The organism is Nocardioides zeae (assembly GCF_010686755.1).
Lineage (GTDB): Bacteria > Actinomycetota > Actinomycetes > Propionibacteriales > Nocardioidaceae > Nocardioides > Nocardioides zeae.
Map to the genome: position 1 here is coordinate 364150 of NZ_JAAGXA010000001.1, position 19085 is coordinate 383234.

At 75.2% G+C, this 19085-nt stretch carries 18 protein-coding genes; 13 read left to right on the forward strand and 5 right to left on the reverse strand.

Features of this window, described 5'->3' with window-relative positions; translation table 11 throughout:
* Positions 1–109: 109 nt before the first annotated feature.
* The gene (locus tag G3T38_RS01765) at positions 110–475 is read left to right on the forward strand and encodes an Rv2175c family DNA-binding protein (RefSeq protein ID WP_163770336.1); all 366 of its coding nucleotides are present in this window, start codon (positions 110–112) and stop codon (positions 473–475) included.
* 3 nt (positions 476–478) lie between these two features.
* Here G3T38_RS01765 and G3T38_RS01770 read toward each other — a convergent pair whose 3' ends face one another.
* Positions 479–1561 (reverse strand): polyprenyl synthetase family protein, encoded by a 1083-nt coding sequence (locus tag G3T38_RS01770; protein WP_163770337.1) that lies wholly within the window; start codon positions 1559–1561, stop codon positions 479–481.
* Between the two features lie 88 nt (positions 1562–1649).
* On the opposite strand from G3T38_RS01770, the gene metF reads away from it, so the two are divergent.
* A complete protein-coding gene (metF, locus tag G3T38_RS01775) occupies positions 1650–2603 on the forward strand; it encodes a methylenetetrahydrofolate reductase [NAD(P)H] (protein ID WP_338037397.1) in 954 nt (317 codons plus the stop codon).
* A gap of 35 nt (positions 2604–2638) precedes the next feature.
* On the opposite strand, the gene G3T38_RS01780 is transcribed toward metF, so the two are convergent.
* Positions 2639–3973 (reverse strand): phytoene desaturase family protein, encoded by a 1335-nt coding sequence (locus tag G3T38_RS01780; protein ID WP_163770339.1) that lies wholly within the window; start codon positions 3971–3973, stop codon positions 2639–2641.
* Between the two features lie 336 nt (positions 3974–4309).
* Here G3T38_RS01780 and G3T38_RS01785 point away from each other — a divergent pair, with 336 nt between their 5' ends.
* From G3T38_RS01785 to G3T38_RS01810, 6 genes are all read left to right on the forward strand, one after another.
* Entirely contained in the window at positions 4310–4852 is a 543-nt protein-coding gene (locus G3T38_RS01785; RefSeq protein ID WP_163770340.1) for a hypothetical protein, read from the forward strand.
* Positions 4853–4955: 103 nt separating this feature from the next.
* The gene (locus G3T38_RS01790; protein ID WP_163770341.1) at positions 4956–5453 is read left to right on the forward strand and encodes an SAV_6107 family HEPN domain-containing protein; all 498 of its coding nucleotides are present in this window, start codon (positions 4956–4958) and stop codon (positions 5451–5453) included.
* Positions 5454–5614: 161 nt separating this feature from the next.
* The gene (locus G3T38_RS01795) at positions 5615–6487 is read left to right on the forward strand and encodes an endonuclease I family protein (protein WP_163770342.1); all 873 of its coding nucleotides are present in this window, start codon (positions 5615–5617) and stop codon (positions 6485–6487) included.
* Positions 6488–6640: 153 nt separating this feature from the next.
* Positions 6641–7405: a methyltransferase domain-containing protein gene (locus tag G3T38_RS01800; RefSeq protein WP_163770343.1), complete on the forward strand. Its 765-nt coding sequence runs from the start codon at positions 6641–6643 to the stop codon at positions 7403–7405.
* Between the two features lie 24 nt (positions 7406–7429).
* Positions 7430–8689: a DNA polymerase IV gene (dinB, locus tag G3T38_RS01805; RefSeq protein WP_338037398.1), complete on the forward strand. Its 1260-nt coding sequence runs from the start codon at positions 7430–7432 to the stop codon at positions 8687–8689.
* Between the two features lie 172 nt (positions 8690–8861).
* Entirely contained in the window at positions 8862–9293 is a 432-nt protein-coding gene (locus G3T38_RS01810) for a DUF3040 domain-containing protein (protein WP_163770344.1), read from the forward strand.
* Positions 9294–9485: 192 nt separating this feature from the next.
* Here G3T38_RS01810 and G3T38_RS01815 read toward each other — a convergent pair whose 3' ends face one another.
* Genes G3T38_RS01815 through G3T38_RS01825 form a run of 3 tightly spaced genes read right to left on the reverse strand, consistent with a single transcriptional unit; the run spans position 9486 to position 14301 of the window.
* Positions 9486–11960: a transglutaminase TgpA family protein gene (locus G3T38_RS01815; protein ID WP_163770345.1), complete on the reverse strand. Its 2475-nt coding sequence runs from the start codon at positions 11958–11960 to the stop codon at positions 9486–9488.
* The gene (locus tag G3T38_RS01820; protein ID WP_163770346.1) at positions 11957–13279 is read right to left on the reverse strand and encodes a DUF58 domain-containing protein; all 1323 of its coding nucleotides are present in this window, start codon (positions 13277–13279) and stop codon (positions 11957–11959) included. Before G3T38_RS01820 ends, G3T38_RS01815 begins: the two co-directional genes overlap by 4 nt.
* A gap of 8 nt (positions 13280–13287) precedes the next feature.
* Positions 13288–14301, reverse strand: coding sequence for an AAA family ATPase (locus tag G3T38_RS01825; RefSeq protein WP_163770347.1), 1014 nt, complete (start codon positions 14299–14301; stop codon positions 13288–13290).
* A gap of 427 nt (positions 14302–14728) precedes the next feature.
* Between G3T38_RS01825 and mraZ the strand changes: the two genes are divergently transcribed.
* The 5 genes from mraZ to G3T38_RS01850 all read left to right on the forward strand — a co-directional run bounded on the left by mraZ (position 14729) and on the right by G3T38_RS01850 (position 19072).
* Positions 14729–15157, forward strand: a complete 429-nt coding sequence (gene mraZ, locus G3T38_RS01830; protein WP_163770348.1) for a division/cell wall cluster transcriptional repressor MraZ — start codon at positions 14729–14731, stop codon at positions 15155–15157.
* A 241-nt stretch (positions 15158–15398) separates the two neighbouring features.
* Positions 15399–15560, forward strand: a complete 162-nt coding sequence (locus tag G3T38_RS01835; RefSeq protein ID WP_163770349.1) for a hypothetical protein — start codon at positions 15399–15401, stop codon at positions 15558–15560.
* The gene (gene rsmH, locus G3T38_RS01840) at positions 15557–16603 is read left to right on the forward strand and encodes a 16S rRNA (cytosine(1402)-N(4))-methyltransferase RsmH (protein WP_163770350.1); all 1047 of its coding nucleotides are present in this window, start codon (positions 15557–15559) and stop codon (positions 16601–16603) included. The genes G3T38_RS01835 and rsmH overlap by 4 nt, the downstream gene beginning before the upstream one ends.
* Positions 16600–17187 (forward strand): cell division protein FtsL, encoded by a 588-nt coding sequence (ftsL, locus tag G3T38_RS01845; RefSeq protein ID WP_163770351.1) that lies wholly within the window; start codon positions 16600–16602, stop codon positions 17185–17187. The genes rsmH and ftsL overlap by 4 nt, the downstream gene beginning before the upstream one ends.
* A gap of 118 nt (positions 17188–17305) precedes the next feature.
* Entirely contained in the window at positions 17306–19072 is a 1767-nt protein-coding gene (locus G3T38_RS01850) for a peptidoglycan D,D-transpeptidase FtsI family protein (RefSeq protein WP_338037399.1), read from the forward strand.
* The last annotated feature ends 13 nt before the right edge of the window (positions 19073–19085 follow it).

Sequence of the window (19085 nt, forward strand, 5' to 3'; positions counted from 1 at the left end):
TCCGGCGGGGCACTGCGGGCCAGGATACGGAACGAGGCGCCCCCGGTCGGTGCCGCAGCGGCCGACCGGCGTGTTCGTCGCCGCCGGTCGACCTGAGACGATGGGCCGCATGAGCGAGACGACGGGAGCGCCGGACCTCGGGGCGCTGGTGGGTGACTGGATCGACTGGGCCGAGGCCGGGCGGCGGCTGGGCGTGAGCGTGTCCCGCGTGCGTGCGCTCATCCGCGAGAACCAGCTGCCGGCGGCCGTGCCCGCGCCGGGGGCCGGGCAGCAGGTGCCGGCCCTGTTCGTCCAGGACGGTGAGCTGCTCAAGGGGCTCCCCGGCCTGACGGTGATGATGACGGACCACGGGTTCGACCACCGCGAGATCATCGCGTGGCTCTACACCGACGCCGCCCTGCCGGGACGTCCGGTCGACGCGCTCGTGGAGAACCGCGGGGCCGAGGTCAAGCGGCGAGCGCAGGCGATGAACTGACCCTCACGACGTACGCCGCGTGGCCGCCACAGCGAGCGCCTCGAGCGCCGCGGTGGCGGTCGCGGGGAAGCGTGCGGCGGCCAGGGCGTCGAGCGCCGTGGCCGTCAGCCGGGCGATGAGGTCCTCCACGGCCGCCTCGGCACCGCTGCCGCGGAAGAGGTCCCGCAGGCGCTCCACCTCCGCCGCGTCGAGCGGCGAGCCCAGGGCGGCGTCGAGCACAGCCGCGTCGGCCGGCGGCAGCGCGTCCAGCGCGAGGGCGACGAGCACGGTGCGCTTGCCCTCGACGAGGTCGTCCCCGGCGGGCTTGCCCGTCGTGGCGGGCTCCCCGAAGACGCCGAGCTGGTCGTCGCGCAGCTGGAACGCCTCGCCGAGCGGCAGCCCGAAGTCGGTCAGCGCCCGCAGGTGCGCGGCGTCGCCGCCCGCCAGCGCGGCACCGACGTGGAGCGGTCGCTCGACCGAGTACTTCGCCGACTTGTAGCGCAGCACCCGCATCGCCTCGTCGACGTCGGCGCGACCACGGGCCTGCACGGACACGTCGAGGAACTGCCCGCTCACGACCTCGCTGCGGCAGTGGTCGAAGACGTCGAGGGCGGGCGCGACGACCGGCAGCGGCAGCCCGCACCGTCGCAGGAGCTCGTCGGCCCAGCTCAGCAGGAGGTCGCCGAGCAGGATGGCGGCGGCCGCGCCGTACTGCTCCGCGTCACCGGTCCACCCCGCCTCGCGGTGGCGCGCCTCGAAGGCCCGGTGGGTCGCGGGACGGCCGCGACGGGTGTCGGAGGCGTCCATGAGGTCGTCGTGCACCAGCGCGCTCGCCTGGAGCACCTCGAGCGCGGCAGCAGCCCGCACGACCGCGCGGACCTCCGCGGGCGTCGGGTCGGGGCGCACGGCGAGGAAGCCCCAGAAGCAGAACCGCCCCCGCAGCCGCTTTCCGCCGCTGACCGTGACCCTCGCCTCGGCGAGGAGCGCGGCGGCGTCGGGACCGAGGGGCGCGAGGCGCTCCGTCTGCTCGTCGAGGAACTCCTCGAGCGCGTCGGCGATCGCCCCCACGAGGTCGAAGCGGGCGACGTCGAAGGTCTCGGGCGGCACGTGTCGACCCTAGGTCATGGGTGGCGGTGCCCACCGGCTGGTGGACGCCTCCGGCCGGGGCGTGCGGCGCGACCTAGGATCGGTGACCGTGAGCGACGACCTGTCCGGCCCCCCGACGCCCGGTGACCGCCAGCCCAGCGAGCCCGGCCGGCCCAGCATCGGCGAGCTGCTGCGGCGGGGAGACCGCTCGTTCTCCTTCGAGTTCTTCCCGCCCAAGGACGCCGCGGGCGAGGAGCAGCTGTGGACGGCGCTGCACGAGCTGCAGCCCTACCAGCCGACGTTCGTCTCGGTGACGTACGGCGCGGGCGGCTCGACCCGGGACCGCACGATCGGGATGACGGGCCGGATCGCCCGCGAGACGACGCTGCGCGCCATGGGCCACCTCACGTGCGTCGGCCACACGCGGCAGGAGCTCGTCGAGGTGCTCCGGGCGTACGCCGCGGCCGGCGTCCACGACGTGCTGGCGCTGCGGGGCGACCCGGCCGAGGGGCCCTCCGCGCCGTGGACGCCCACCGAGGGCGGGCTGCACCACGCGGTCGAGCTCGTCGAGCTGGCTCGCTCGCTGGACGGGCGCCTCGGCACGCCCGGGCGGTTCGGCATCGGCGTCGCGGCGTTCCCCGAGCGGCACCCCGGCTCGGAGAGCGTGGAGCACGACGCCCGGGTGCTGGCCGCCAAGGCCGCCGCCGGGGCGGACTTCGCCGTCAGCCAGCTGTTCTTCCGGCCGAGCGACTACTTCGCGCTCGTCGAGCGCACGCGCGCCGCGGGAGCCGACATCCCGATCCTGCCCGGCATCATGCCGATCACGAACCTGGCGTCGGTGCGGCGCATGGCCGAGCTCTCGGGCTGCGAGGTGCCGGCCGAGGTCATGGCCCGGTTCGACGGTGCCACCGAACCCGCCGAGGTGCGCCGGATCGGCGTCGAGCTGGCCACCGAGCTGTGCGACGCCCTGCTCGCGGGCGGCGCGCCGGGGCTGCACTTCTACACGCTCAACCGCTCCCGGGCGACGCGCGACATCTTCGCGGCGCTGCGCATCGCGGCCTGAGCGCGCTCGCCGGCGGGTCTGCTCAGCGGGTCCGCTCAGCGGGGTCGCTCGGCGGGGCCGACGGCCTGGGCGACGAGGGCTGCCGAGAGCCCGACGAACGGGAGGCCGGCGCCGGGAGCGGCGTGCGCCCCCGCGGCGTACACCCCCGGCACGGGCGTGGTCGGGCCGAGCCGGGCCGTCACCGTGCCGCGGCCCTGCCACTGCACGCCCCAGGGGGTGCCGCCCCAGGTCTCGACCTGGTCGCGGGGGCTGCGGTCGACGCGGCGGACGATCCGTCGGCGCAGGTCCAGGTCGGTGCCGAGTCGTGCGAGCGCCTCGACCACGTCCTCGTGGAGCCGACCGCGGCCGCGCACCGTCCAGGCGCGGGTGCCGTCCGGCGCGGTGCCGCCGGTCGTGATGGAGAACGCCACGTCCTTGCCGTGCACGACGGTCTCCTCGGGGAGGTCCGGGAGACCGTCGGCCTCGAGCCCCAGGTGGGCGACCGGTGCCGGCAGTGCGGGCAGGGTGCGGGCGACGTGGGGAGCGAGGGTCGGCAGGCGGCGGGGGTCGATCGCGCAGACGACCACGTCGGCGTCGAGCGTCCCGGCTGCGGTGCGCACGCCGGCGACGCGACCGCCACGCAGCTCGAGGTCGAGCACGCGGGTGTCCCGGACGACGTCCACCCGCCGCGTGGCGAGACGCCGTTCGAGGGCGTCGGCGAGGGCCGACATCCCGCCGTCCTCCGCGGCGACGGTCCAGACGCCGAACCGCTGCTCGAGGTAGGCCGTCACCCCCACCCACGCGGGCACCTGGCGGGGGTCGTGGCCCTCGGCCACGGCGGCCCAGGTGGCCACCTGCCGCAGCCGTCGGTCGCGGAACGAGCGGCGGGTGCGGCGGGCGAGGGACTCGCGGGGGAACAGCACGGCGCGGGTGGCTCGGTCGGCGAGGCTGGGCAGCCAGGGGCGCTCCAGGTGCTCGCGGCGGAGCACCTCCCAGGTCTCCGCGTACGCCGCGACGTGGTCCAGCCAGGCCTCGCCGAGGCCGGGGGAGAGGCCGTCGACGGCGGCCTGCTGGGCCTCCCGCGAGCTGCCGGGGAGCCGGAGCGAGGTGCCGTCGACGAAGCGGTGCTCACGCACCAGGTCCCGGTGCTGCAACGTCAGCTCGCGCTCGAGCGGGCGGCCCGTCTTGCGGAAGAGGTCGCGCACCACCGCCGGGAGGAGGGTGCTGCTCGGACCGGCGTCCCAGGCGAACTCGTCCCGCACGACGCGCTCCAGCGCCCCTCCGAGCCGCTCGCCGGCCTCCACGAGCGTGACCGCGTGCCCCTGCTTGGCGAGCCTCGCGGCGCTGGCGAGCCCCCCGTAGCCGCCGCCGACGACGACGACGTCCGCCATCAGCGGGATCCGGTGGGCGAGGGGGACGCAGGCACGCGCGTCATCGTAGAGGTGCCGACACTTTCCCCGGCTGACCGGGGAAGGTGTCACTTAGACCATCAAATTTGATGGGCGGAGTGGCGTGTTCCCCGGCTGACCGGGGAAATGACCGGTCGCTCGCCGGCCAGGCTGTGGAGGGTGAGCGGGCCCTTTCGTGTGGCGTGGGCCACCGCCGCCGAACCGAGGTCGGGGGCGACTTCTCGGTAGCATCGACGTTTACGTCGGGTAACGAGTTGGTAAGCACCAGCGGGGTCGCGTGGGCGGCGTGCGGTGAGGACGGGGAGAACGGTGACGAGCATGGCGATCGATCGAGGAGCGTCGGCGACCGGGGAGCGTGTCACCACGACCGCTCCGGTGCCGCCGATGGTCGGTCTCGCGCTGCGGGCCGCAGTCGCGCAGATGCTCGTGATGACCGTCGCGACCGCGGTCACCTACCTCCTGCAGGACACCCTGCGCGACGCCTCGATCACCGCTCACGCAGCCGCGACGGGCCAGACGATCGCCGCCGTGCGGGAGTCCTCGTTCGCGCCCTTCGGCTTCTTCCGCGTGGCGCTGACGATGCTCGCGACGTACGTGCCCCTGGCGCTCGTCCTCGTCGCCATGGTGCGCGTGGGGGCGCGGTGGGCGCTCTACACCCTGACGGCCCTGGTCGCCATGAGTGCGGTCGTGCAGCTGGTGCTGGGCACGACGCCGGGCACCCCGTTGGTCCTCATGCTGCTGGCCGCGGTCTCCGTCGCGCTGCACGGCCTGACGCTGCTGCTCCTGTGGCACCCCGCCAACCGGCGCTACTTCCAGAACGCCCACAGCGGTCACTGGGCACGCGTGGTCGACGAGGACTGACGACAGGTCATCCCACGGGGTCCGCGGTCGTCGCGGACCAGGACTGTCAGTGGGTCTCCCTAGTGTCCGCGGGGACAGCACGTCCCCCACCGAGGAGACCCCGATGACGCAGCACGGCGACCCGCGACGCAGCGCGGTTCCCGGCGCCCGCCCCGGCGGGCTCGTCCTGCCGGCCGCCACCCACGCCTACCTGACGCGGTCGGCGACGTCCCTGCGCGAGGCCCTGCTCGCGCCCGATGCGACGACGCGCTACGCGTGCGCCCACGTCGCCGCCCTGCGGGCCGCCGCGGCCCTGCTGGCGGCGCGCACGGTCCCCGCCCCCGGCGCCCGCCGGCGGTCGCGCAACGCATGGGTCCTGCTCCGCGAGGCGGTGCCCGAGCTGTCCGACTGGGCGGCCTTCTTCGCGTCCGGGGCCGGCACCTACGCGGCGGCGCAGGCCGGGTCGGCGCGCGCGACGACGCAGGACGAGGCCGACGAGCTGGTCGGAGAGGCAGACCGTTTCCTGGCGGTCGTCGAGGCCGAGCTCGGCCTGATCCCGCACGCGTGGTCGGAGATCGTCGAGGGCATCACGGGAGCCGCGGGTGGTGCGGGCGTCGCCTGACCTTCCTCGGATCGTCGCGAGGCCGTCGCCGAAACGTGTCGTCCCGCCGAGGGCGGTGAGGCGCCCGCAACCCCTAGGGTGCCGAGTGGACTCCGGGGTCCGCCCGGGGTCGCCTCAACGGAGCCGTCACGGCTCCCCGACCACATCGGAGCTCTGGATCCATGCAGCACGTTCTCGGGAAGCGTCGCCGTTCGGCGACGCTCGTGCTCTCCCTGTCCCTCGCCCTCGGGCTCGGCGCGACACAGGCGGCGCCGTCCGCGACCGCCGACACGCCGCCGGCGTCCGGCGCGACCACCGCCGTCAGCGGCTCCACCGCCGTCAGTGGTTCCACCGGCGCCGGCGCTCCCGCCGGCTACTACGACGCTGCCGACGGCCTCACCGGCCCGGCCCTGGAGTCGGCCCTCCACGACATCATCTCGACCGGCGTCGACGCGCTCTCCTACTCCCAGGTGTGGGACGCGCTCAAGGTCACCGACGAGGACCCGTCGAACTCCTCGCGGGTGCTGACGCTCTACAGCGGCCTGTCGCTGCCGAAGAGCAACAACGGTGGTGGCGTCGACCAGTGGAACCGGGAGCACGTCTGGGCGAAGTCCCACGGCGACTTCGGCACGGCGACCGGCCCCGGCACCGACCTGCACCACCTGCGGCCGGAGGACGTCACGGTGAACTCGGACCGTGGCAACCTCGACTTCGACGAGGGCGGCACGGAGAACGACGAGGCGCCGGGCAACTTCGCGGACGGTGACTCGTGGGAGCCGCGCGACGAGGTCAAGGGCGACGTGGCGCGGATGATCTTCTACATGTCGGTGCGCTACGAGGGCGGCGACGGGTTCGCCGACCTCGAGGTCAACGACCGGGTCGGCAACGGTTCGGCGCCGAACATGGGTCGGGTCTCGGTGCTGCTGCGGTGGAACGCCGAGGACCCGCCGGACGCGTTCGAGGAGCGTCGTAACGACCTCATCCAGTCGGAGTTCCAGGGCAACCGCAACCCGTTCATCGACAACCCGGTCTGGGCCGACCAGATCTGGGGCTGACCGTCCGCCTCGTCCCCAGGTCCGCGCGCGCACGCTGGTGCGGAGCTCCGGGGTGACGTAGCATCGACCCCGATCGAACATCTGTTCGATCGGGGTCGAGGTGTCCGGAGGGGAGGTCTGTCCGGTGGGTGGTGGGTCACTAGGGTGGTCCGCATGTCGCCAGAGCCGCTCGGTGGAGCGCGTCCAGGAGAGCGTCCGGGTGAGCGCCGCGAGGCTGCTCGCGGTGCGGTCGTGCGGGATGCGCTCGACCCCTTGCTCGTCGATCCCGGCATGTCGGTGGTCGACGTCGGCGGAGGCACCGGGGGCCACGCGGTGCGGCTCGCTGCCCTGGGTCACCGGGTCGTCGTGGTGGACCCGAGCCCCGACGCGCTCGCCTCGCTCCACCGGCGGGCGACCGAGGCCGGTGTCGAGGACCGGGTCGAGGGGGTCCAGGGAGACCTCGGCGACCTGCGCGGCCCCGGCGGAGTGGTCGCGGCCGGCTCCGTCGACCTGCTCCTGTGCCACGGGGTGCTCGAGATCGTCGCGGACCCCGAGGAGGCGCTCGACGCGCTCGCCGGGGTCCTGCGTCCGGGGGGTCACCTCAGCCTCGTCGTGGCGCAGCGGTACGCCGCCGTGCTCGCGCGCGCCATGGCCGGACAGTTCGTCGCAGCGCGAGAGCTGCTCGACGACCCCGCCGGTCAGGCCGGCCGCACGGGCCGTCGGTTCGCCCGTGCCGAGCTCGAGCAGCTGCTCGCCGCCGCCGGTCTGCGCACCGTGTCGGTCCACGGCGTGCGCGTCTTCGCCGACCTCGTGCCCGGCGCTCTCCTCGACGCCGAGCCGGGGTCGTCCCAGGCCCTCGTCGAGCTCGAGCGCGCTGCGGCGCAGCGGCCCGAGCTCCAACCGCTGGCGAGCCAGCTGCACGTGGTCGCCCAGCGCTGATCGGGCTGCGCCCGGGGCGACCCGGTGAGCGACGGCAGCGAGGACTGCCCGGTCCTCCACGTCGACATGGACGCGTTCTACGCGTCGGTGGTGCTGCGCGGGCGACCAGAGCTCGCGGGAGTCCCCGTGGTCGTCGCCGGGGGCGGTGACCGGGGCGTGATCCTCTGCGCGACCTATCCCGCCCGCCGGCGGGGGATCACGTCGGGCACCCCGACGGCGCAGGCCCGGCGGCGATGCCCCGAGCTCGTGGTGGTGCCGCCCGACTTCGCGGCCTTCGCCGAGGCGTCCGGCGCCGTCTTCGAGGCCTTCGCCTCCGTCACCCCGGAGGTGGAGCCGCTCTCCCAGGAGGAGGCGTTCCTCCACGTCGGTGGTGCCCGTCGCACGGGCACACCGCGGGCGCTCGGGGAGACGGTGCGCGCCCGGGTCGTCGAGCGGGTCGGCATCACCTGCTCGGTCGGTGTGGCCGCGACGCGCAGCGTCGCCAAGCTGGCCTCGCGCCGGGCCAAGCCCGACGGTCTCGTCGTCGTGCCGCCGACCGAGGTGCGCGCCTTCCTCGACCCCCTCGACGTGGGGGAGCTGTGGGGCGTGGGCCCGTCCACGCGCGCCCGCCTCGAGCGCATGGGGGTGACGACGGTCGCCGACGCCCGGCGCCTACCGCTCGAGCTGTTGCAGGCCGCGCTCGGCCGGGCGGGCGGCGCGCAGGTCCACGCCCTGCTCCGCGGAGCGGAGGGTGGCCGGTTGCACGCGGCGTTCCGGCCGCAGGAGCGGCAGCGCTCCATCGGATCGGACCGCACGCTGGCCCGCGACGTGGGCGACGCGGAGGAGCTCCACGGCGTCCTCCTGGGTCTCACCCTCGGCGTGACGGCTCGGGCGCGACGGGCGGGGCTGGTGGCCTCGACGGTGGCCGTCAGGGTGCGCTACCCCGACTTCACGACGGTGTCCCGAGCCCGCACCCTCGCCGAGCCGACCGCGACGACGCGCGACGTCCACGCCCTCGCCGTGCACCTCCTCGACGACCTCCGGGACCCGGGGCGCGCCGTACGGCTGGTAGGGGTGCGGCTGGCGGGACTGCGGGACACCTCGGGACACGCGGAGCAGCTGGCTCTCGGCGATCCGGAGCGGGGGTGGCGCCACACCGACGAGGCGGTGGACCGCGTGCGTCAGCGGTTCGGGAGCGGCGCGCTCGCGCGCGCCACCCTGCTCGACACGCCTGCGGCCGCGGCCCCTCCGCAGGCTGCCGCGGAGGCGCCCGGCCCCGACGCGACGGGCTGGTGGTCGTGGTGAGCGGGGGCGAGCGGGGGCGGCGGTCGGGGAATTTCCACGTCCGTCTACCGTCGTCACCAGCGCCTGCCTAGAATCTCGGGTAGGTGTCACCTGTCATCGGCGAGGGGTCTCGACCGGTGCAGGTGCAGCAGAAGGACGTCCGGCGTCGTGGTCGACAGCCATGGGAGGAAACGTGCCGCTCTCCGAGGAAGAGCTGCGGATGCTCGAGCAGATGGAGCGCGCCCTCCTGGCCGAGGATCCGAAGTTCGCGTCGACCCTGCGGGGCTCGCGCATGGCCGGCAGCGTCCGCCGCCGGATCATCCTGTCGTCGACCGGGTTCGTCATCGGTATCGCGCTCCTGATGACGGGCGTGGTCGCCCGCCAGGAGATCGTCGGCATCGTCGGCTTCCTCGTCATGCTCGGCGCTGCCGTCTTCGGTCTCACCGCGCTGCGTGCCCGCCATGCGGTGCCCGACACCCCGGAGCAGGCGCTGCAGGCCAGCCAGGGCCTCACGGTCATCGACGGCGGCCGTCGTCCGCGCCGCCAGCGCGCCCCGCGCGGGTCCGGCTCGTTCATGGAGCGCATGGAGCAGCGGTGGCGCCGACGCCGCGAGGGCGGCTACTGAGCCCACCCGGGCCCACCACCCACGACCAGACCGAACGCCCCCGGCCCTCCGGCCGGGGGCGTTCCGCGTTCCGCCTCGTTCCGCCCCGCCCCGACCCGGGGTCGTGGTGCCGCGCCGCCGGAAAGTGGGGGCCTCACACCACGACCCGGGGCGGGCGCGGGGCGGGCGCGGGAGGGGGACGACGGGGCGCGGTCAGCGCCGCGCCAGCTCCTCCTCGTCGGAGCCGCCGACCACCTCGGGCGCGGTCGTCGCGGGCGCCTCGGCGCCGAGGCCGGGCTCCCCGCCGCGCCGCTCGCGTCGACCCGCGAGGACGGAGGTGGGCAGCCAGCGGGCGCGGCGAGCGCCGCCGCGGCCGGCGAGGCGGCCGTCCGCGAACGCACGCGCGTCGCTCCACGCCGCGTCGTCCTGAGCGCTCGCCCCCGACCCGGACGAGGCCGGGGCGTCGACCGAGCCGACCGCGGGAGGTGCGTAGCGGGCCAGCTCGAGGCGCGTGACGAGCCGCTCGAGGGGCGCGAGCGCCGCGCCGTCAGGAACCGGGCGTGCGTCCGGCCCGGTGCTCTGTCCACGGTCGGCGACCTCGGCCTCCCAGTCCTCCACCAGCATCCGGGCGGTGTCGGCGGGGGAGCGGTCCGGGGGCCACGGGACGCGGTGGTCGAGGAGCGTCGCCCTCAGCTCGTTCCACGCGCCCTCGACCCCGCGTGCGCGGCGTCGGCGGCGCTGCCTCTCGCGGATCCGGCGTGGGGCCACGAGGAGGGCAAGCAGCGCGACGACGCCGACACCGGCGCCCGTCACGACGAGGAGCACCGCGGGCCGCATCCCGCCGGTGCCGCCCCGTCCGTCGTCGGCGCCCTCCTGACCGTCGTCGGGAGCAGCGCTGCTCGGGGGTGCGCTGGTCGGACCCGTGGTGGGCGCGGTCGTCGTCGGGCGGGAGGTGGGCGTGGGCTCGTCCGTGCCGGAGGTGGCGCCGGGTCCGCTGGGGTCGGGCGCGGAGTAGTCCGGCGTGGCGCTGGCGCGCTGGCCGGGGGTGGGTTCGTAGCGCACCCAGCCGATGCCCGGGAAGTACAGCTCGGGCCAGGCGTGCAGGTCGTGGGCGCTCAGCTCCCAGCGCCCGGGGGCGACGACCTCGGGCGTGAGGAAGCCGACCGCGACGCGAGCCGGGATGCCCAGCTCCCGGGCCATCACCGCCATCGCGGAGGCGAAGTGCTGGCAGTAGCCGGCGCGGCTGTCGAACAGGAACTCCGTGAGCGAGTCGTCGGAGCTCGACGACACCTGCAGGTCGTAGCGGAACTCGTCACGGTCGCGGAAGAACGCCTGCAGCTCGGCGGCCTGGTCGGCGGGCGTGGTGGCGTCGGCGACGATCGTCTCGGCGAGCTCCGCGATGCGGGGGTCGACGCCCGGCACCGCGAGGAAGGGCGCGAGCCGGTCCGGGTAGTCCCGGCCGGCGGCGTCGAGGTCCTCGCGGGTGAACGAGGGCAGCACCTCGGTCGTCTCCCAGCTCTGACCGGCGGTGGTGCGCCCGTCGTCGCGGGTGAAGTCGTCGCCCGCGGGCCGGTACCGCCACCCGGAGTCGGCGTAGATGTCGGTCAGGTTGCTCGGCGTGGGCAGCCAGGACGAGCTGAAGGCGTCGGTCGCCCGGATGTTCCACGTCACCCGCGGATCGCCGCTCCGGGCGCCCTCGGGGAGCTGCAGCCGGGCTTCGTCGAGGGCGCGCTCGTCGCCGCCGCCGGGACGCCACTGCTGCTCGTCCGCGTCGAAGTCGTTGAGGCCGCCGATGCGGAGGTACGTCGGGGCGGCGGCCCCGGGGTCGTCGGTGGTGATCTCGAGCAGGTCGACGTCGTCCCCCCGGGTGAGGTCGCCCTGGAGGTCGGCCGTGGGCTCGCGCAGGACCACGGCGGACCCGGCGCCGCCGCGGAGGCCGGCGCGGTCGAGGAGGCCGAGGTCGAGCACCGGCACCGCGAGGGGGGCGACGAGGGCGAGACCGACGGCGGTCACCGCGACGGCCGTGCCCGCCACGGGCGGCCCGGACGCCGCGCCGCCCGCCGTGTGCGGAGCCCCCTGGCGGCGGGCCACCACGCGGCGGCCCCACCGCCCGAGGTCGTCGGCCTCGTGGAGGGCGAGCACGGCGACGTACAGCAGGGAGGCGGTGGCGAAGATCCACCACGGCGCGCCGGTGCGGAGGATGGTGACCGGCAGGCTGAAGGCCGCCAGCAGCGGGAGCCCGAGGGCGGGCCCGACGCGGAGGGTGGCGGCGACGGTGTCGGCGATCCAGAGGAAGAGCACGGCGCCGACGACGAGGAGGGCGCGGATGCCACCCCCGTCCAGGGGTACGGGGGGTGGTTGCACCTGGGCGACCTCGAGCGCGAGCCTGATCCGGTCGAGCGTCTCCGCGACGCCCCCGGGGGTCGGGAGGGACCCGCCGACGAGGACGACGACGAGCACCCCCGCGACGGCGAGCTGGAGCGAGGCGACCACCACGGCGGGGAGCGGCAGGAGGCGGAGGGCGGTGCCGGTGACGAGGAGCCCCGCCGCGGCGACCAGCGCGGGACCGACGAGGTCGTCCGGACGCACGGTGAAGCCGCGCCACGACTGCAGCGTGACGATCGTGGCGGCCGCCGCCAGCAACCCCAGGAGGAGCTGGCGCACGAAGCGTGCCGGCCCGGGGCTCATCGGAGCGTCCCGACAGGTCGACGTGCGGCGGACAGCGCCGACCACACCCCGGTGACCGTGTCCTCCGGTCCGACCGGTACGGCGTGCCAGCCGCGCGCGGCCAGGTGGGCGACCTCCCGCGGGGGCGCGGCGGTCGGGCCCGACCGCAGGTGGTCGGGGTGCCAGCGTGCGACGTCGAGCACCGCGGCGTGCGCGGCCACGGCCCGTCCCCGCGCTGCGGCGAGGACCGCGTCGTCCGCGGGGACGAGCCGCCCGAGCAGCGCGAGGTGGACGTCGCGCCGCCCGGACCCGCCGCGGGGGACCAGCGGCGCGAGGTCGGTGCGGTCGACGAGCGCGATGACGGCCAACGCGTCGAGCGCCCGCCGGGAGCCGGCGGCGCCGGCGGGGGCCGTGACGATCAGCCCAGCGGCGTCGTGGAGGTGGACGACGTTGCCGAGGCGGGCGAGGTGGTCGCACAGCGAGGCGGCGAGCACGACCGCGGCCTCGAACGACGAGCCGTGCCCGACGCCCTCGTGCGACGTCGTGCGGTTGTCGACCAGCACCACGGCATGGGTCTCGCGCCGCTGCTCCTCGCGGCGCACCATGAGCTCGCCGGTGCGTGCCGTGGTGCGCCAGTGCACGCGGCGCAGGTCGTCGCCGATCCGGTAGTCGCGCACCGACGCGTCCTCCGCGCTGCCGACCGCGGCGGCGCGCAGCTGCTCGTCGCCGCTCGTCCCGGAGCCCTCGCCGAGGCTCCCCCGGGGGAGCGGGTGGGTCTGCGGACGCACCGTGAGGGTGCCCGTGTGGTGGAACTCGCGGACCAGCTCGACGGTGCCGAAGAGGTCCCGGACGCGTACGACGAGGGGCCCGGTCTCGTAGCGACCCCGCACCTCGGCGCGCACCGGGTAGGAGACGTCGCCCGTCCAGGCGCCGCGCACGCCCCGCACGACCATCCGGGGACGGGCGCCCAGCACGTAGGGCAGCTGGTCCTCCAGGAGGAGGGTGCCGCGCGGCACCCGCCCGGTGACGGCGAGACCCAGGTGGACCGTGCTGGTGCCGCCGACCTCGACGTGGGTCGGGGACAGCCCGCGCCGCAGGTGCACCTCGAAGCGGCTCGCGCGGGTCGCGACGAGGCTGACGAGGGGGAGGGCGACAGCGAGCACACCGGCGCTGGCCAGCGTGGCCTGGCCCAGGACGACGGCGCACACGACGGCCGTGCCGCCGGCGGCCACGAACGCGCGCCCCCGCACCGTCAGGCCCCCCAGTCTGCGCCGGGCGCCCCGGGAGGGCCGGTCGCCCCGGGCGGGCCGGGCGCCCCGGTCGCGTCGTCGGGAGCTCACCGGAGGGCTCACCGGGGCAGCGGCCCGCCCGGCGCGGGGACGGAGGCCGCGAGGCGACCCACGACGTCGGCCGCCGAGCGCGGGGCGCCGAGGGTGTCGGACCGCACGACCACCCGGTGGGCCAGGACGGGGACCGCGAGGGCCAGCACGTCGTCCGGCACGACGAACTCCCGCCCGTTCATCGCGGCCGTCGCCTTCGCCGCGCGCACGAGGTGGAGGGTGGCCCGGGGGGAGGCGCCCAGCACGAGCTCGGGCGAGGTGCGGGTGGCTCGCACGATGGCGACGGCGTAGCGCTGGACCTGCTCCGCGACGTACGTCTGCGCGACGATGGAGACGAGCTTGCGGATCTCGCTCGCGTCGGTGACCGGTTCGAGGTCGCCGAGCGGGTCGCGGCCCGCGTGGTGGGCGAGCATCTGCACCTCGGCCGCCTCGACCGGGTAGCCCATCGAGACACGCATCATGAAGCGGTCGCGCTGGGCCTCGGGGAGCGCGTAGGTGCCCTCCATCTCCACCGGGTTCTGCGTCGCGACGACGAGGAACGGGCTGTCGAGCTCGTAGGACGTGCCGTCGACCGTCACCTGCCGCTCCTCCATGCACTCGAGCAGCGCGGACTGCGTCTTGGGGGAGGCGCGGTTGATCTCGTCGCCGATGACGACGTTGGCGAAGACGCCGCCCGGGCGGAACTCGAACTCCCGCGTCTGCTGGTTGAACACCGAGACGCCCGTGACGTCGGAGGGCAGCAGGTCCGGCGTGAACTGGATGCGGCGCACGGTGCAGTCGATGCTCCGGGCCAGCGCCTTGCTGAGCATCGTCTTGCCCACGCCGGGCACGTCCTCGAGCAGCAGGTGTCCCTCGGCCAGCATCACGACGACGGCGGAGCGCACCACGTCGCTCTTGCCCTCGATCACCTTCTCGATGTTGCGGCGCAGGCGCGTGGTCGTGCGGGTCAACGTCTGCAGGTCGGCGGGGGCGGGCGACGCCGGGTGCGGCGAGGTGGGCGTCGGCTCGGTGCTGCTCGTCATCGGCGTGGGGACCTCGTTCTCGTGCGGGCGGCCGCGGCGGCGCGACCCGGTACCACCGTAGGCACATCGGCGGAGCGGCGGACACCGTTCCCCCACCGCGGGCCGCGCAACCCGCCACCGCCCTCCCCGGCACCCCACCGACGCTCCCCGTCCTCCACCCGCGCTCCACCTCGCTCCACCACGGTCCCGGTGGAGGGGTGTGACGACCCGGCCGTGACGCGACGTGCCGCGCGGTTGTGCGGTTCTGCGCTCCCCACCGCTCCCCGGAGGCCGCCGGCGCGACCGGACCGAGAAGCCCCCGGTGGGGGCGCACGGAGGAGCGGATGGCACCTTTGGTGGAGCGTGGTGGTTGACGGGGGAGGAATGTGGAGTAATGTGGAGCGCAGGGGGCAGGAGGTGTCCGCGCCCGTCGAGGTGGAGGTGACCGATGTTCTTCGGCACCTTCACGCCCAAGCTCGACGACAAGGGGCGGATCTTCCTGCCGGCGAAGTTCCGGGAGGCGATGAAGGACGGCCTCGTGGTGACCAGGGGGCAGGAGAACGCCCTGTCGATCTGGTCCGCCGCGGGTTTCCAACGGCTCACGGAGCGGATCCAGGACGCGTCGCTCACCGACAAGGGAGCGCGCGACTTCGTCCGCATGCTCTTCGCCGCCGCGTCCGACGAGGTCCCCGACAAGCAGGGCCGGATCACGATCCCGCCGATCCTGCGGCGTTACGCCTCGCTCGAGCGCGAGGTGGTGGTGGTGGGTGCGATGAACCGGTTGGAGATCTGGAACCCCGAGCGGTGGGCGGCGTACACCGAGGAGCAGGAACCTCGGTACTCGGCGCTCAGCGACGAGGTGTTCCCGGGCGTCTGAGCGGCGCCCGGCACGAGAGCAGGACAGCAGCAACTCAACAGCGACGTACGGCGAGGTCTCGGGCCCGCCTCCTACGCGCGTCTGGGGTCCCTTCCCCGGTTCCAGACGCGCACTTCCCCAGGAGGCGGGCAGGGACCTGGTCGTACGTCGTTCTCGTTCCCCGGCGGGCGCCGCGGGGGAGAGCCGGCCGACGGGCCGGCCGGTGCGCAGGTGCGGGGTCGAGCAGCGAGGGATCACTTCCATGGCCGAGGTCAGGGTCGACGGAGCGGCAGGTGGCGACACGCCCCTGCCGCGGGTCCGTGACCTCGCCCGCGACGCGCTGGGCCGCATGGCGTTCTCGGTCGTCCTCTCCGCCGCCCTCGTCGCCGTGCTCGCGCTCCTGACGGCGGGTCTGCAGCCGTGAGCGCCGACGAGCAGTCCCACGCCCACGTCCCGGTCCTGCTCGACCGGGTCGTCGCGCTCCTCGAGCCGTCGCTCGCGGACGAGGGTGCCGTCCTCGTCGACTGCACCCTCGGCATGGGCGGCCACAGCGAGGCCGTGCTGAAGCGCATCCCCACCGCCCACGTCGTCGGCATCGACCGCGATCCCGAGGCCCTGGCGCGGGCGGGTCGACGGCTCGCGCCCTTCGGCGACCGCTTCACGGCCGTCCACGCCGTCTACGACGAGATCTCCGACGTGCTCGCCGAGCTCGGCCGTCCCTCGGTCGGCGGCGCGGACGCCGTCCTCTTCGACCTCGGCGTCTCCTCCCTGCAGCTCGACGAGCGCGACCGCGGGTTCGCCTACCGCGAGGACGCGCCGCTCGACATGCGGATGGACCCCACCCGCGGCCCCACCGCCGCCGACCTCCTCAACACCTACGAGGCGGCCGACCTGACCCGCGTGCTGCGCGACTTCGGCGAGGAGAAGTTCGCCCGCCGGATCGCCGACGCGATCGTCGAGCGCCGCGCCCGCACGCCGTTCACCACGTCGGGGCCGCTCGTCGAGCTGCTGTACGACGTCATCCCCGCCCCCGCGCGACGCACCGGTGGCCACCCGGCCAAGCGCACGTTCCAGGCGCTCCGGATGGAGGTCAACGACGAGCTCGCGGTGCTGCGGCGGGCGTTGCCGGCCTCGCTGGAGGCCATCGGCGTGGGAGGCCGCGTCGTCGTGGAGTCCTACCACTCGCTGGAGGACCGCCTCGTGAAGCGGGCCTTCACCGCGGGGAGCCGGAGCGAGGTGCCGGCCGACCTCCCCTTCGTGCCCGAGGGCTCGGAGCCCGAGCTCCGGCTCGTCACCCGCGGCGCCGAGAAGGCGGACGCGGACGAGACGACCCACAACCCCCGGGCCGCCTCGGTGCGGCTCCGGGCCGTCGAGCGGGTCCGTCCCGCCGGCAGCAACCCCAGCACCGCCAGCACCCCCAGCAGCACTGACCGCACCCGCAAGCAGGACGGAGGAGCTCGACGATGAGCAGTGCACCCGCACCCCGGTGGCGTGGCGTCCCTCGCATCGCGGAGGAGGCGGTCGAGCGTGCCCGCCTCCAGGTGGTCCCGCGCGTGCGGGCCCGCGCTCCGCGCGTCCCGTTCGTCATACTCGTCGGCGCCGTGCTGCTCGCCGGCACGGTCGGCCTGCTCCTCTTCAACACCTCGATGCAGCAGGCCGCGTTCACGGGCGCGGAGCTGCAGTCCCGGGTCGACCTCCTCGACGCCAAGGAGCAGACGCTCGCCCGCCAGGCCGAGCAGCTGCGCGACCCGCAGCGCCTGGCCGAGCAGGCGACAGCGATGGGCATGGTCCCCGCGTCCTCGCCGGCGGTCATCGACCTCCGCGAGGGCCGCATCACGGTGCCGGGCGTGCCCGCCAGCCCCGACGACGCGCTCGACGTGGCACCCCCGGAGCCCGTGAAGCCGGCCGTGCTCGACCCGGCGCCGATCTACCGCGACGTCACCCCGCCCGCGACGGCCACCCCGCAGGGGGAGCAGGGCACCGCGGGGGAGCAGGCGCCGGCCGGCGGGCAGCAGGACCTGCCGACGGACGACGCGCCCGCCCAGCAGTGAGCCCCGCGGGCCGACACGCTCGCGACCTCCCGCGCCGCGCCGAGCCCGCCAAGTAGACATGCACCACCGGCTCCGGCCGGACCCGTCCCTTCCCCGATCGACCGAGACGGAGCGTCCCGTGCCCCCCCGACCCGCATCCACCGGCCCCTCCCTGCGACGCACCGGTGCGCGGGGCTCGGTGCAGCTGCGCCTGCGGATCGGCCTCGTGCTCATCGCGATGGTCGTCTCGCTGTTCGCGGCGCGGCTGGTGCAGCTGCAGGGGATCGACCCGGGCCAGTACGCCGCGATGGCGGCCGAGCGCGGCACCCGCACGGTCACGCTCCCCGCGGCCCGCGGCGACATCGTCGACCGGGACGGCGACCCGATCGCCGTGTCGGTCACGGGCCTCATGGTGATCGCCGATCCGTCGCTGACCTCGGACGAGGCCCCGCAGATCGCCCGCATCCTGGCGGACGGTCTCGGCGTCGACTACTTCTCCACCCTGGACCGGCTCCGCACCGACGGCAGCCGCTACGAGTACATCGCGCGCCGCGTGCCGGCCACCACCGCCCTCGACGCGGTCGCGGCGGTCAAGGAGGCGGGGCTCGGGGGCGTCTACACCGAGCAGGACCCGGTCCGCGACTACCCGGCGGGCGAGGTCGCCGCGAACCTCGTCGGCTTCATGGGCACCGACGAGGCGCTCTACGGCCTCGAGCGCACCTTCGACCCGCTGCTGGCCGGCGAGGACGGGTCCGCGACGTACCAGGTCAGCGGGGGCAACCGCCTGCCCCGCGGGGAGAGCTCGACGGTGGAGCCCACCGACGGGTCCGACCTGAGGCTGACGATCGACCGCGACGTGCAGTGGTACGTGCAGCAGGTGCTGCGCGAGACCGTCGACGGCTCCGGCGGCGAGTCGGGCGTCGCGATCGTGCAGGACACCCGGACGGGGGAGATCCTCGCCCTGGCCGACTACCCGACGTACGACGCCCGGGAGCCCCTGGAGGCCGACGAGTCGGACCTCGGGTCGCGCGCCCTGAGCGACGTGTACGAGCCGGGCTCGGTCGAGAAGGCGCTGACGATGGCGGCGCTCATCGACGCGGGGAAGGTGACGCCGGAGACCCGCATCACGGTGCCGTCCCACCTCGAGCGCCAGGGACGTCGGATCGGCGACTACTGGGAGCACGACACGCTGCGCCTGACGCTGGCGGGCGTGCTCGCCAAGTCGTCCAACATCGGCACCGTGCTGGCCAACGACGCGTTCTCCTCCGACGAGCTGCACGACTACCTGACCGCCTTCGGGCTGGGTCAGCCGACCAACGTGGGTGTGCGGGGCGAGGCCTCCGGCATCCTCCCGCCGGCGGCCGACTGGACGCAGATGGAGCACGACCGCATCGCCTTCGGGCAGTCGCTGTCGGTCAACGCGCTGCAGATGATCAGCGCCGTCAACGCGATCGCCAACGGCGGCGTCTACGTCTCGCCCAGCCTCGTCGAGGGCGAGGCGACCACCGCGGACGGCCTCGAGGTCGGCACCGACACGACGACGACGCGACGCGTGGTGAGCGAGGAGGCGGCCGCCGAGACCGCCGAGATGATGGAGCGGGTCGTCGACCCGGACGCCGGCGTCGCGCCGGGCGCCCAGGTCGAGGGCTACCGCGTGGCGGGCAAGACGGGCACCGCGCAGCGCGCGGTCGACGGCGGCTACGACGGCACGTCCGTGTCCTTCGCCGGGTTCGCGCCGGCGGACGACCCGCGCTTCACCGTGTACGTCGTCGTGCACGACCCCGCCAGCGGCGGTGGCGGCTCGGTGGCGGGCCCCGCGTTCAGCCAGATCATGTCCCACGTGCTCCGCACCTACGCGGTGGCACCGACCGGCACGCCGCCCTCCGACCTCCCCGTGGAGTGGTGACGCCGTGTCCGTG